A 13,838-nucleotide genomic window follows, 5' to 3' on the forward strand; every position below is an offset into this window, starting at 1 on the left:
CCATTTTGAAGGAATTAGCTTTGCAAAGATAGTTTAATATTTTTTAAGAAAATTCATTTCACTTTTTCCCAATCCTGATTGTGTTTCAAATCTTCAAAAAATTGATATACTTTTATAAGTTCTTCTGTTCCGCTTTTGCCATAATCCTGAATGGTTTTAGAAGTTTTATCTGCAAAATTCAATCTCAAGTAAGAAGTGGGCAAATCTGTTATATTCTTGTCTCCGTAATAATTTTTCAGAGATTTTGGATTTAGTTCGTTTAAAAGAATTATCAGTGTATTATAATCTTCTTTTTTTATAACGGTTTTGAAAGTTCCTTCTCTTGGTTTGGCAAATTCGTCTTTGGATTTTCCGTCCGAAAAATTGAAACGTTCTGCTTCTAAAATTGCATTTCTATTAGAATCTATTGTCATTTTATAGATTGGGCAAAATCCGAAACAAGCTCCAGCTTCGTATTCTATTTTCGAGTATTCTGAATTGGCTTTTTGGGAATGGCAAGAAAACATAAGGATGAATGCAATTACAGAAAATAAATATTTCATTTTGACAAATTTTTCTGAAAATTACAAGAATCGTTCCCTTAGTTGAAAACTTCAATGCTTTCACCGTCAAAACTGGCAAAAACCATTTTCGGATAAGAATCTTGATGGAAGATATTTCCTTGATTATCAATAGCAATAGCACCTGCGAAACCATCAATTTCTTTCAGCTCTTCAAAAGTTTTTTCAAAGGCTTTTTCCAGAGACATTCCATCGGTCACTCGTGTTACAATTTTTGTAGCAGTAGCGTTACTTACAATATCCTCGCCAACTCCAGTGCAACTTACAGCGCAATATGCATTGGCATAATTTCCGGCAACTGTAGCAGAATCCGAAATTCTTCCGGGAATTTCAAAACCTTTTCCACCTGTGGAAGTAGCAACAGCGAGCTTTCCGTCTTTGTCCAGCGCAACACAACCGACTGTTCCTTTTCCTCCGGTTTTTAGTTTTTCTTCATATTCTTTTCTTCGTTGTGGAATTTCCGTAGAGAAATTTTCAAAACCATTTTCTGCTGCAAATTTTTTAGCTCCGCTTCCGCCCAAAACACGATCATCAACATTCATCAGTTTTTCAGCAACAAAAACCGGATTTTTTACATCCTGAATATTAATCACACCACTGAATTTCTGCGTTTCAGCATCCATAATTGCTGCACTCATTCGTATAATTCCGTCACTTTGAATCTGAGAGCCAATTCCGGCATTGAAAAGTTCGTCATCTTCAAGTAAGGAAACGGAATAAGCCACAGTTTCCAAAGCAGAATGTGTTTTTAAATATTCGTAGGATTTCAAAACGATTTCTTTCAAAGCGTTTTGCTTGGAAATTTTAGTTTTGTGGCTTTGGTCGCTTTCCGAAAAAAAACCACCATGTATTATAATTTTCATAGGATATGATTGATGAATGGTAATTGATAATTGATGCCATTTATCAATTAAAATTTATGATTTATTATTTTTCCTGTGGAATTGGGCTGTATTGGGAATTAACAATCGTCAGTTCCTTAGTTTTCAAATCAAAATGATCGTTTACAGACATTACATGAACAATCAGATTATCAATAGAAATCGGAGCTCCTAATTCTATATTGGTAAGATTGGTATCTTTTATAAATCTTCCATCCACAAGTATTACCAGTCCGGAACCAATGGCTGTCATGCTATCTCCGCTTATAAAAAGTCCGGTGTCTTCACCAAGACCAATTCCTAAAGTTCGAGGATTATTCACAACTGCCTGAAAAAGTCTTCCGATTCTTCCACGTTGAACAAAATGAGTGTCAATAATTACATTTTCCATAAAACCCAAACCTTGAGTGGTTTTGATCTCGCCTTTCAGCAGAGCTTCATGGCTGGAACCTTGATAAATCATATTTTCTGAAGCAGCGGCTGCTCCAGCAGAAGTTCCCGCATAGATGAAATCCTGTTCTTGATATTTTAGTAAAATAGCATCATGAAAACGCGTCCCACCCAAAATAGAAGTAAGACGAAGCTGATCTCCACCGGTGAACATCACTACATCTGCAGCATTAGCTCTTGCAACTATAGCATCAGAATTTGCCTGTTCTCGGTTTTGTATTTCAAGAATATTGACGTTTTTAGCTCCGAGAAATTCAAAAGCCTTCTTATATTCCGGGCCTACAATCTGTGGGATTTGGGAAGCTGTAGGAATTATTTCTATTATAGAATTTTCCTTCAGTTTAGATTCGTTTATAATTTTTCTTAATATTCCTGTTTCAAAAAAATTAAGGTTTTTTTCAACATTTTGATCAAAGTTTTGTTCAGTAAAGCTGCCTTTATTTACAGCACCTCCTATAATTACTAATTTTCCCACTGCTTTCATATTTTGCAAATTTAAAAAAATCTTCAAAAAGGTTTTCATCAAATTAATGAAGAATCTGATTTTATTGATTTGCTGTAGAATTAATATTACTTTATTCTTTGTTTTTATTTATGATAAATTTTTATTATTTATGTAGAATTAAAAGCATTTTGCTTTTGTATGCATTAATAGTATTCTGATTATAAAATATCCGATTAAATTATGAAAATTGAAAAAATACAAATTCTTCGTGGTCCGAATATCTGGAGTATTCGCAGAAAAAAATTAATTCAAATGCGCCTGAATCTGGAAGAATTGGAGAATTTTCCGACCAATAAAATTCCGGGATTTCGCGAAAGAATTGAAAAACTGATTCCAAGCCTTATCACACATCGTTGTTCCGAAGGCTATGAAGGAGGATTTTTTCACCGAGTAGAATTAGGAACTTGGATGGGACATGTAATAGAACATATTGCATTGGAAATCCAGACTCTAGCAGGAATGGATACCGGATTTGGAAGGACTAGAGAAACCAAAACCCCCGGAATTTACAACGTAGTTTTTGATTATATTGAAGAAAATGCCGGAGCTTATGCAGCAGAAGAATCCGTAAAAATAGCCCAAAGTTTAGTAGATGATACGGAATATGATTTGGAATATTGTATCCATAGATTGAAGGAAATTCGTGAAAAAGAAAGACTTGGGCCTTCTACAGGAAGCATTGTGGAAGAAGCAGTTGCCAGAAATATTCCTTGGATCAGATTGGGAAGAAATTCTTTGGTGCAATTGGGTTATGGTGTTAATCAGCAAAGATTTCAGGCTACAATTACAGGCAAAACAAGCTCTATTGCAGTAGATATTGCATGCAATAAAGAATTAACAAAAAAAATGTTGGATGATGCAGCTATTCCTGTCCCGAATGGAGGTTTGGTAGTGGATGAAGAAGATCTGGAATATGTAATCCGGAAAATTGGTTATCCAATTGTACTAAAACCTTTAGACGGAAATCACGGACGTGGACAGACCATTAATGTAAACGATTGGGAAACTGCAAAAGTCGGATTGGAACATGCGCAAAAAGTTTCCCGAAAGGTAATTGTAGAAAAATATATTACAGGATATGATTTTCGTGTTTTGGTGATTAATCATAAAATGGTAGCTGCGGCAAGAAGAGTTCCCGCAAATGTGATTGGAGATGGAGAACGGAATATTCAGCAACTTATTGATAAAGAAAATCTCGATCCGAGAAGAGGTTACGGACATGAAAATGTTCTTACAGAAATTACCGTCGATAAAGATACCAACGAACTTTTAGACAAATTAGGCTATACTTTGGAAACGATTCCTCAGAAAGGAGAAATTGTTTATTTAAAATCTACAGCCAATCTTTCTACTGGTGGAACTTCCATTGATGTTACCGATATGGTACACCCAGAAAATATTACAATGGTGGAAAGAATTTCTAAAATTATTGGTTTGGATGTTTGCGGAATTGATATTATGGCAGAAAATCTTACTCAACCATTAAAAGAAAGTGGAGGAGCGATTTTGGAAGTAAATGCAGCACCAGGTTTCAGAATGCATTTGGCTCCAAGTGAAGGTTTGCCAAGAAATGTTGCTGCTCCTGTTGTTGATATGTTGTATCCACAAGGAAAACCTTTCAGAATTCCAATTATAGCAGTAACCGGAACGAACGGAAAAACAACAACAACACGATTGATTTCACATATTGTAAAAAATAACGGTTATAGAGTGGGTTTCACAACTTCGGATGGAATTTATATTCAGAATACGATGCTTTCCAAAGGAGATACAACAGGCCCGATTTCTGCTGAATTTGTATTGAAGGATCCAACTGTGGAATTTGCGGTTTTGGAAACGGCAAGAGGTGGAATTTTGCGTTCAGGATTAGGATTCAATTATTGTGATATTGGAGTTTTGACAAATATCAAAGAAGATCATCTTGGATTGAGTGATATTCATAACTTGAAAGATTTAACTCGAGTAAAAAGAGTAGTTCTGGATGCTGTGAAAAAAGATGGATGGTGTGTTCTGAATGCAGATGATGAATATTCTATGAGATTGGTAAATGATTTGGATGCAAAAGTGGCGATTTTTAGTTTAAACGAAAATAATCCGCACATTGTAAAATTTGCAAAAGAAGGAAAAATTACCTGCGTTTATGAAGAAGGTTTTGTTACTATCAAAAAAGGGGATTGGAAAATCCGTATTGCAAAAGTGAGCAATATTCCGATAACCATGCAAGGAAAGGCTAAATTTATGATTGCGAATGTTTTGGCAGCAAGTTTAGCATGTTATTTATATGGATTTGCGATTGAAGATATTGCCAATTCTTTGAGAACATTTATTCCAAGTGCACAATTGACACCGGGAAGACTGAATGTTTTCAAATTTAAAAATTTTAAAGTAATGATCGATTTTGCGCATAATCCTGCCGGTTATGAAGCTATTGAAGATTATCTTAAAAATGTAGAAGCCAGCAAAAAAATAGGAATTATTTCGGGAGTTGGTGATCGTCGTGATGAAGATATTAAAGAATGTGGAAAAATTGCAGGAAGAATGTTCGATCATATTATTGTAAGAAGTGAAAAACATCTTCGAGGAAGAACAGAGGAGGAAATTAACGGTTTGGTGATCAGTGGAATTCAGGAATCGGGAAGAAATGTGAGCTATGAGATTATTCCAAAAGAAATAGAAGCATTGAAGCATGCGATGAGTCTTGCAGAGGAAGGAACTTTCATCACAGCTTTGAGCGATGTGGTGAACAATGCAATTGAACTGGTTCAGGAATATCAGGCAAAAGAACAGCAGGAAGAAGGACAATAAACTATAAAACTCTCACATTTGTGAGAGTTTTTTGTTTTTATAAAATTATTTGATTCGGAATTTAACTAAAAAAAATCAGAAATTTCTTTTATCATCAATTCAGAAAAATCAGAAACTACAATATCAGCCAAAGAATAATCCTGCTTTGTAGAATTTCGGCTTTTATAAGCCGCACAAAAAATTTCCGCACGATGTGCTGCAATAATTCCATTGGTAGAATCTTCAATGACCATGCAGTTTTCTCTTGGTTCTCCTACAATTTCGGAGGCCAGAATAAAAATTTCGGGATGAGGTTTGGATTCTTTTAAAGCAGCTCCACTTATTTTTCCCATAAAATAGCGACCTAAATCAAATTTTTCGAAAACCCAATTAATGGTATTGATATGAGCGGAGGAAGCCAAAATTAGTTTTATATCGTTTTCAAAATAATGAACAATCAATTCTTTTACACCCGGAATCAAGCCAAAATCCGAATCATTATCGAAAAGATATTTGAAATAACTCCTTTTTATAGTTGCGATTTCTTCCCACGAAATATTCAGTTCGAATCTTTCTATCAGCTTTTCGCAAACACTTTTTGTAGAATTTCCGGTAAAAGTAGAATAAAAATCTTCTGAAACTTCAATATTCAAATCTTCAAAAGTTTTAAAATAAGCTTTTCTGTGAAGTGGTTCAGTATCCACAATTACACCATCCATGTCGAATAGTACTGCTTTTAATGGCATTTTCAGAATTTTTTTGCAAAGATACATTTATTATAAAAAAATACTTGTTCATTTTTCGGTTTTATACTCATTCGGAAATTTTTACTTTTAAAACATGATTTCTGAATTATTTAAAAATAGTATGAATCCCTCTGAAAACCTTCTTCCAAAAGAGGGAACAGTAAATTATCATGGAAAAATTTTTACAAAAAATGAAGCAGATTTTTATTATCATCATCTACTGAATCAAATTCCGTGGAAACATGATGAAGCCATTATTTTTGGAAAACTGATCGAGACTAAAAGAAAAGTTGCTTGGTTTGGAGAGCACCCCTTTGAATATACCTATTCCGGAAGAACCAAATATGCAGAAAAGTGGACAAAAGAACTTCTTGATCTAAAGGAAAAAATTGAAAAAATTTCTGGAGAAACATTCAATTCTTGTCTTCTTAATCTCTATCATAATGGAAGTGAAGGAATGGCCTATCACAGTGATGGCGAAAAAGATTTAAAAAAGAATGGTGCAATTGCTTCCGTTACTTTTGGAGCGGAAAGAAAGTTTTCTTTTAAGCATAAAGAAAGCAAAGAAAAAATTGATATGATATTAGAACATGGCAGCTTGCTCATTATGAAAAATGAAACACAAACATATTGGCTTCATCGTTTGCCACCTACCAAAAAAATAGTTTCTCCGAGAATAAATCTTACTTTCAGGACTATTGTAGAAAATGGATAATTTCAGAATTGAAAAATTAATGACCTGAATTCTAATTGTTTGTAAAAAAATTATAAAAACTTTATCAAATTTTAAGAATTCGGTATATTTTTTATTAGTAAATTTGAGTCTATGAACCTAAATTTTTAATTTAAATATTTCAACTATGAAAAAAACAATTGCAATGGCTGCTTTGGCACTAGCTGTGTCTTTTGGAGCGGTTTCCTGTAAGAAAAAAGTGTCTGATGCAGACCTACAAACTAAGGCTACTGCTGTAGTTACTGCTAATCCTTCTGCTTCTGTAGAAGTAAAAGATGGAGTTGCACATCTTAGCGGAACTTTCGCAACTCCGGCTGAAAAAGATGCGGCCATCGCTTCTCTAAAAGCTATTGAAGGTGTAAAAGATGTAATGGATATGGCAACTGTAACTCCACCTCCACCTCCTGTAGAAACTGTTTCTGCTGTTGATCCTGCAGTTCAGAAAAAAGTAGCTGATGCATTAAAAGATTTCCCTTCTGTAAAAGTAGAAGTTGTAAACGGAGAACTTACTTTGACAGGGAATGTTTCTTCTGCTCAAGCTAGAAAAATCAAAGAATCTGTAGATGCTTTGAAAGTAGGAAAAGTAAATCTTAATTATACTGTAAAATAATTTAAAATGAGTACATTACAAGATAAATATTCAAGTGTAATTTCTGCAGCACAATCTGTAGGAGTATCAGATTTACAAGTTTCTGAGCAAGACGGGATTCTTTACGTTTCCGGAAATGCTTCTAGCACTGCTGCAAAAGATGCAGTTTGGAATGCATTAGGAGCTATTGATTCTACATATTCTGCTTCTGATATCAATATTGATGTTCAGGTAGCAGGTTTGGCTGCAGGTTCTTCTTTGACAGTTGCAACTGAAGATTCAAACCTAAATATTAGACAAGAACCTTCTACTGAAGCTGCAATCGTAGGAAAAGCTGCAAAAGGTGAAACCGTAACTTTAGTAGAGCAATCTTCTGATGATTGGTGGAAAGTAAAAACTGCTGATGGAGAAGAAGGGTATGCTTATGCAAGATATTTGAAAGCGTAATTTTTTTTAAATATTTTATGGAAACCTCCGTTTTTCGGAGGTTTTTCCTATTTTTATGGGCTACTTTCAGAAAATAATATATGAAGAAATTGTGGATTTTATTTATTTTTTTCCTTTTAAAACTAAATGGACAAACAATAAATATTAATGGAAAAGTAACCGATGAAAATAATAAACCTATTGAAAATGTGATCGTTTCTTTACATAAACAAAAGGATTCTTCCATTATCAATTTTACGGGAACAAATCCAAACGGAACTTTCAATATAAAAATTCCGAAACAGAAAGAGCCTTCTATTTTGCAAATTTCTGGAGAACAACTTCGATCATTTTCTAAAAATTTTGAAAGCATAGATAAAAATGTGGATATCGGAACTATTTCACTTAAAAAAGAATTGGTTGCAGATATTGAACAAGTGAAAATAACTTCGCATATTGTAATAAAAAAGGATACTATTATTTATAATGCTTCCTATTTTAAGATAAAACCTGATGATAAAATAGACGAACTTATAAAGCAAATTCCCGGTGCAGAAATTGACGATAATGGAAAAATAACCATAAACGGAAAATCTGCAAACAAAATCCTTATTAATGGGAAGCCTCTTTTTGACAAAGACGGAAGAATTGCTTTTGAAAATTATTCAGCAGATGCCATTAAAAAAATCCAGATTACCACCACCAAAACCAAAGAAGAAGAATTTACAGGAAGAACTCCTACAACAGATGATCTTACCATAAATTTCATTACGGATGAAGAGAACAACAAAGGAAAAATTGATAATTTTAGTTTTGGTTACGGAACGCATAATTTTTATACAGGTTCATTTTATAAGAGTCAGTTTAAGGGCGATCAAAAAATTGACTATATCGGAAAATTAAGCGATAACGGAATTAAAAAAATATTACAATTGGGCATTAATTACTCCGATAAAATTGGAAACGATTTTGAAATCGAAAGGATGAGTGCCAATTATAACGATACAGATTCCCGAAGTTATTCCAAAACATACAGAACTACTTTTTTGCCGGAATATAAATTGGATAGAAGTTCGGAAAATAATGGCAACTCGGGGAAACGGGAATTTCTTTTCGGTACCGACGGAAATCTGAAAATAAACAAATCATTATTGATGACTATTTCTGTTGATTTTTCGAATATTTCAACGGATAATTCCAATAACAACAATAGTTTTGTTTTGCGTGATGATGAATTTTGAATAGCAGTTCCAGTTCATCTCGTGGAAATTCTACCACCAATACTTTTACTCCGAAAATATGTATTATTAAAAAATTCAAAAAAAACAATCGTTCATTTTCAGCATCTATAAGCAACACTTTTTCGGAAGGAAAAAAAACAAATTATAACCTTCAGGAAACGTTATTCAATAATAATCCGGAAGAGAATGATTATCGGAATCAGCGTTCGAAAACCAAAAATTCTACTGCTATTTTCGAAACGGATTTTAAATATACTGAACCAATTTCCGATTTAGCAACACTTACTTTTGGAATGAATTATAGTTTGCAAAAACTAAATAATGAAAAAAATGTAGATGATTTTGATATTAATTCTAATCAGTATTCGGAATTTAATTCTTTATTATCCAATGCTTTAAGTCAAAATAATTCATTTTTGATCTCAAATATCAACTATACTTTTCAAAAAAACAAACTCACTTTTATTGCTGATGCAAATCTTGATGTTTCAAAATTGAAAATCAATTCTTTTTATAATTTCCAAAATTTTATTTTTCAAAAAAATTTCATTTTACCGGAATATAAAGTAATGACGGAATACAAATTCAGCAAAACTCAAAACCTTAAAATTGAAAATAGAGCGGAATATTCCATTCCGCAGATTGATGCTTTAAATCCATTTATTGACGAGTCCAATCCTTTGATTACTTTTCAGGGAAATCCTGATTTGAAAAGCACTTGGAGAAACATGACCAGTATTAATTATACAAATAATAATATCCCGAAAGCTACCAATTATAATACAAAATTAGATTTTCAATACGAAAATAATAGGGTTACTGATTACAGCTTTTATGATAATTCAGGAAAACAATTTCGCACTTTTGCTAATATTAGTGGAAATAAAAGTGCCAATTTCAATACCTCTTTTACTAAAAAATATAAATGGAACGGAAACCAAATTTCCCTGAATCCTTCTCTTTCCGGTATTTATAATTTTAGAAAAGGATTTATAGACGGAACTGTTTATACCAATAGTATTTACACCATTTATCCTAAATTCTCTTTTAATCTAAATTGGAAGGACAAGATGGATATTCGTTCTACCATTGGAATAAATTATTCGTTTTCGAAATACACTAATTACCGTTTTGATAAAACGAGAACGGCCAATCAAAAATATTCAGTAGGATTGACCAGCTATTTTTTTAACAAGAATTTATTTTTCACCAATAATTTTACACTTACCAAAAATGTCAATATTTCCTCTGATTTTGATAGAAATATATATTACTGGAATTCAAGTGTAAATTACATGTTTTACAAAAAACAGATGACGCTGAAATTCAGTGCAATCGATTTGCTAAACCAAAGGCAAAGTATTGCCAGAACCATTACTGATAACTACGTCGAGGATAGGGAAGAATTGATTTTGGCGAGATATTTTATGCTTACATTTTCCATGAATTTTAACAAATTAGGGAATAAGAAAAATTAATTTTAGAAATTTTTTGGGGGTCATTTCGTCAGATTTTCCCAAACAATCCCAAAGATAAAATCTGACGAAACCGTGCTATCCATTGCAATCTTTTTTTGGTTGCGGCGGCAAAGCCGCCGCAACCAAAAAAAGGATTTCCATTTCTATCACTTGCCCGAAATTCCACACTCGAAAAAATTTCCGTAAAAAACATATATTTGTAGAATACACAAAAAACTATGAAAGGACAAAATAAACTATTTATCGCTATTATCATTGGCTTGGTTTTGGGAATTACAACAGGGGGAATTGTTCATTTGCTATATCCCGATTCTTCAGAAGGATTTTCAAAAAATATAAAACTTCTCGGTACAGTTTTCATTCGTCTTGTTCAGATGATCATTGCACCTTTGGTTTTTACCACTCTTGTTGTAGGAATTGCAAAAATGAGTGATGTAAAAATGATCGGAAGAGTAGGGACAAAGGCAATGTTATGGTTTATTACGGCATCTTTGGCTTCTCTGTTGATTGGCTTGGTTTTGGTTAATTGGCTGGAACCGGGGCACGTTACCAAACTTCCGATTCAGGATGCAGCTTCTGCTTCGGAAATTGTCAATAATTCCAAAGAATTTTCTTTAGAAGATTTTGTAAAACATATTATTCCGAAAAGTTTATTTGAAGCCTTTGCGACGAATGAAGTTCTCCAAATTGTAGTTTTTTCCGTAATGTTCGGGATTGCTTTGGCAAACATGGGAGAAGAATATACCAAACCGATTCTGAAAGGTTTGGATATTTGCGCTCATGCTATTTTGAAAATGGTAGGATATATAATGTGGGTGGCACCTTTTGGAGTTTTTGGAGCTATTGCTGCTGTAGTTGCTACCAACGGATTCGAAATTTTTAAAGTATATGCAATCTATTTAAGAGATTTTTTCTTCGCTCTTGCAGTTTTATGGTTGGTGTTATGTCTTGTTGGATATTTGATCTTAGGAAATCGTTTGTTTGAACTATTAAGAAGAATAAAAGAACCTTTACTCATTGCATTTTCCACTACAAGTTCGGAAGCAGTTTTTCCAAAATTGGTGGAAGAATTGGAAAGATTTGGCTGTAATAGCAGGATTGTTTCGTTTATTTTACCGTTAGGATATTCATTCAATTTGGATGGAAGTATGATGTATATGACATTTGCTTCTATTTTTATTGCCCAGATTTATGGAATTGATATGCCGGTTAGCAAACAAATTATCATGCTTTTGGTTTTGATGCTTACTTCTAAAGGAATTGCAGGAGTACCAAGAGCAAGTTTGGTCATTATTGTAGCTACTTGTGCCATGTTCGGAATTCCACCTGAAGGTATTGCTTTGATTTTGCCAATTGACCACTTCTGTGATATGGGAAGAAGTATGACCAATGTTTTAGGAAATGCTTTGGCTACTTCTGCAGTTTCCAAATGGGAAGGACAGTTGGAAAATCATGGAGGTGGTCTATAATACAAATTGTTTGCAAAGTTTTTCAGGTATTTTTTGAATTTCTTAAATTTAAAAATGAAAAAAATAATAATTGCTCTCTGTGTTGTGATATTAGGTTGTATAACATATTATATATATCATAAATATACACATCCAAAAGGCAATTACCCGCCAGAACCGGATAATATTTCTGCGGCAGAATTTAAGAATCCTACTCCTATACAGCGGCTACAAGACAGCATTACAAAAAATACAATTCCTTGTCTGTTTTATAAAGATTATATTAATATTAACCTATCTGAAACGTCAAAGCTACAACGAGATTCTGTAATTAATGATATTCATTATCAGGTTTATTTATCAGGACTTAAAAATAATTTTATTATCAATATTTTTGATATCTCAACAGATTTAAAAAAAGTAATCAACTATAGTACTAAAAACCTTTCAACACCACCTGTTTATTTTGTAAGGCTTACTGATTATAATGATAAATATAGTCGGTATAATTTGCCCCGTCATCATTTGTTTTTAGGGGATAATTTGGAGATTGATATTGCCAATAAAATTTATAAGTCATTACAATCTGTCTGTAAAAAAATCAAATTTTATGATGATACACAAATGATTTATCTTTTCTTAAATCAGACCACACTGAAAGACGTTTATTTTGAACAGCTTACAGGTTATAACCCAACTGTAGAGCAAGATTATGGCAAACGGATCGCAGGATATTACAATTTAAGAACAGGAAAAATAAAAATAACTTCCATAAAATACGAAGCAGCAACAGAAGGGCAAAGAGTAGCTCCGAAAGAATATCAATAATTTTTAATTATTTCTAAAAATGAAAATACGGACTGTTATTGTAATACTATTTTTGCTTGTTTCCTGTCGTGGAAAACAAAATGTAAACCTTAACATAGAAGATAAAATTTTGAATTTGCTAATTGAAAATTCCGATGGAAGATCTATTGAATTTCCGGAATTGTATGATAATCTTGCAAATGAAATTTCAGATGATAGTCAGGAGAAACTAAAACTTGTGGAAAGGCTAAAAGCAAAAGGATTTAAAATTACAGATTGGGGACGTGGAAATTACCCTCCGCTTGCGCCGAGAATTGTAACTATTACAATGGAAAAAAAGGATTGTAAATGTGAAGTTACTAAAATATATTACTCAACAGTTTCTGAATCCGAATATAAAATGACAGAAAGAATTAAGTGTATGAAAATCTTAAAATGATGTAGAAAACAGTATTTTGAAACAGAAAAATTTATGCTAAAATTATTACAGATTAAATATGCTCGTTAAAACAATACCTAAAAAATTACATCTATGAAACAGATATTTTTCATAGCAATTATATTTACGGTATTTTCAGGTTGCAGCAAGAAATCTGGTAAAACAATTAATAATATTTCTAAAGAAAACAAGATAAAACTTCATAAATCAGAAAAATTATTTGTAACAGGAGATTTTGATGGAGATAAAATAAAAGATACGATCTATCAACATAATTTTTCAAACCTCATGAAAACTGAAATTGACAGTTCAGCTGATCCTAATAAAAATAAATGGGAAGATGTTATAAAATGGTTTCAAGATCAGGATGCTGATGTATATCTTACAAGTAACAATACTACAGACACATTACATTTAGGAACTGCTCAAGGATTGTATTGCCTTATAAATATTGGAGATAACAATGCCGATAATAAAGACGAAATTGCTTTTGTAATAGATAGATTAGATTTCAGCAGTATCAACAGTTGTCAGATATATTCTCTATGTAACAATAAATGGACACAGCTAAAACAATTTATCATTAACGAAAGTTCATTTGAATATGCTACAGAAAAAGCTCCTGTTTTTAATATGATTAAGAATCATTTAGAAAAACAAAATGGCAAATGGATGTTTCAGGATAATAAAGAACATAATATTGGCAAAATGCAAATAGTAAAATTAAAAAAGTGCAGATAAATCCGGATTT

At 32.5% G+C, this 13,838-nt stretch carries 14 protein-coding genes; 10 read left to right on the forward strand and 4 right to left on the reverse strand.

Translation table 11 applies throughout. The annotated features are described in order from the left end of the window. Positions 1 to 53: 53 nt before the first annotated feature. From AC2A1C_RS04965 to AC2A1C_RS04975, 3 genes are all read right to left on the reverse strand, one after another. A complete protein-coding gene (locus AC2A1C_RS04965) occupies positions 54 to 542 on the reverse strand; it encodes a DUF6438 domain-containing protein (protein ID WP_484023982.1) in 489 nt (162 codons plus the stop codon). Positions 543 to 580: 38 nt separating this feature from the next. After that, positions 581 to 1,423 carry an isoaspartyl peptidase/L-asparaginase gene (locus AC2A1C_RS04970; protein WP_484023983.1) on the reverse strand — a complete coding sequence of 281 codons (843 nt, stop codon included), beginning with the start codon at positions 1,421 to 1,423 and terminating at the stop codon, positions 581 to 583. A 64-nt stretch (positions 1,424 to 1,487) separates the two neighbouring features. After that, complete coding sequence (locus tag AC2A1C_RS04975; protein WP_484023984.1) at positions 1,488 to 2,375, reverse strand: cyanophycinase; 888 nt, start codon at positions 2,373 to 2,375, stop codon at positions 1,488 to 1,490. 201 nt (positions 2,376 to 2,576) lie between these two features. Here AC2A1C_RS04975 and cphA point away from each other — a divergent pair, with 201 nt between their 5' ends. Further along, entirely contained in the window at positions 2,577 to 5,201 is a 2,625-nt protein-coding gene (cphA, locus tag AC2A1C_RS04980; protein WP_484023985.1) for a cyanophycin synthetase, read from the forward strand. 65 nt (positions 5,202 to 5,266) lie between these two features. Here cphA and AC2A1C_RS04985 read toward each other — a convergent pair whose 3' ends face one another. Beyond that, positions 5,267 to 5,926 carry an HAD family hydrolase gene (locus AC2A1C_RS04985; RefSeq protein ID WP_484023987.1) on the reverse strand — a complete coding sequence of 220 codons (660 nt, stop codon included), beginning with the start codon at positions 5,924 to 5,926 and terminating at the stop codon, positions 5,267 to 5,269. Between the two features lie 121 nt (positions 5,927 to 6,047). Between AC2A1C_RS04985 and AC2A1C_RS04990 the strand changes: the two genes are divergently transcribed. The 9 genes from AC2A1C_RS04990 (at position 6,048) to AC2A1C_RS05030 (ending at position 13,828) form a co-directional block, all read left to right on the forward strand. After that, the gene (locus AC2A1C_RS04990; protein ID WP_484023989.1) at positions 6,048 to 6,641 is read left to right on the forward strand and encodes an alpha-ketoglutarate-dependent dioxygenase AlkB family protein; all 594 of its coding nucleotides are present in this window, start codon (positions 6,048 to 6,050) and stop codon (positions 6,639 to 6,641) included. Positions 6,642 to 6,786: 145 nt separating this feature from the next. Then, positions 6,787 to 7,269, forward strand: coding sequence for a BON domain-containing protein (locus AC2A1C_RS04995; protein WP_484023990.1), 483 nt, complete (start codon positions 6,787 to 6,789; stop codon positions 7,267 to 7,269). A 6-nt stretch (positions 7,270 to 7,275) separates the two neighbouring features. After that, complete coding sequence (locus AC2A1C_RS05000; RefSeq protein ID WP_484023991.1) at positions 7,276 to 7,695, forward strand: SH3 domain-containing protein; 420 nt, start codon at positions 7,276 to 7,278, stop codon at positions 7,693 to 7,695. A gap of 80 nt (positions 7,696 to 7,775) precedes the next feature. Further along, positions 7,776 to 8,915 carry a carboxypeptidase-like regulatory domain-containing protein gene (locus AC2A1C_RS05005; protein ID WP_484023992.1) on the forward strand — a complete coding sequence of 380 codons (1,140 nt, stop codon included), beginning with the start codon at positions 7,776 to 7,778 and terminating at the stop codon, positions 8,913 to 8,915. After that, positions 8,912 to 10,393 carry an outer membrane beta-barrel protein gene (locus tag AC2A1C_RS05010; protein WP_484023994.1) on the forward strand — a complete coding sequence of 494 codons (1,482 nt, stop codon included), beginning with the start codon at positions 8,912 to 8,914 and terminating at the stop codon, positions 10,391 to 10,393. Before AC2A1C_RS05005 ends, AC2A1C_RS05010 begins: the two co-directional genes overlap by 4 nt. A 218-nt stretch (positions 10,394 to 10,611) precedes the next feature. Then, on the forward strand, positions 10,612 to 11,862 hold the full coding sequence (locus tag AC2A1C_RS05015; protein ID WP_484023995.1) for a dicarboxylate/amino acid:cation symporter: 1,251 nt from the start codon (positions 10,612 to 10,614) through the stop codon (positions 11,860 to 11,862). Positions 11,863 to 11,916: 54 nt separating this feature from the next. Continuing rightward, on the forward strand, positions 11,917 to 12,669 hold the full coding sequence (locus AC2A1C_RS05020) for a hypothetical protein (protein ID WP_484023996.1): 753 nt from the start codon (positions 11,917 to 11,919) through the stop codon (positions 12,667 to 12,669). 19 nt (positions 12,670 to 12,688) lie between these two features. Continuing rightward, positions 12,689 to 13,087, forward strand: a complete 399-nt coding sequence (locus AC2A1C_RS05025; protein ID WP_484023998.1) for a hypothetical protein — start codon at positions 12,689 to 12,691, stop codon at positions 13,085 to 13,087. Positions 13,088 to 13,180: 93 nt separating this feature from the next. Beyond that, positions 13,181 to 13,828 carry a hypothetical protein gene (locus AC2A1C_RS05030; RefSeq protein WP_484024000.1) on the forward strand — a complete coding sequence of 216 codons (648 nt, stop codon included), beginning with the start codon at positions 13,181 to 13,183 and terminating at the stop codon, positions 13,826 to 13,828. Positions 13,829 to 13,838 lie beyond the last annotated feature (10 nt).

Source organism: Chryseobacterium sp. HNCC26DJ241 (genome assembly GCF_057180505.1).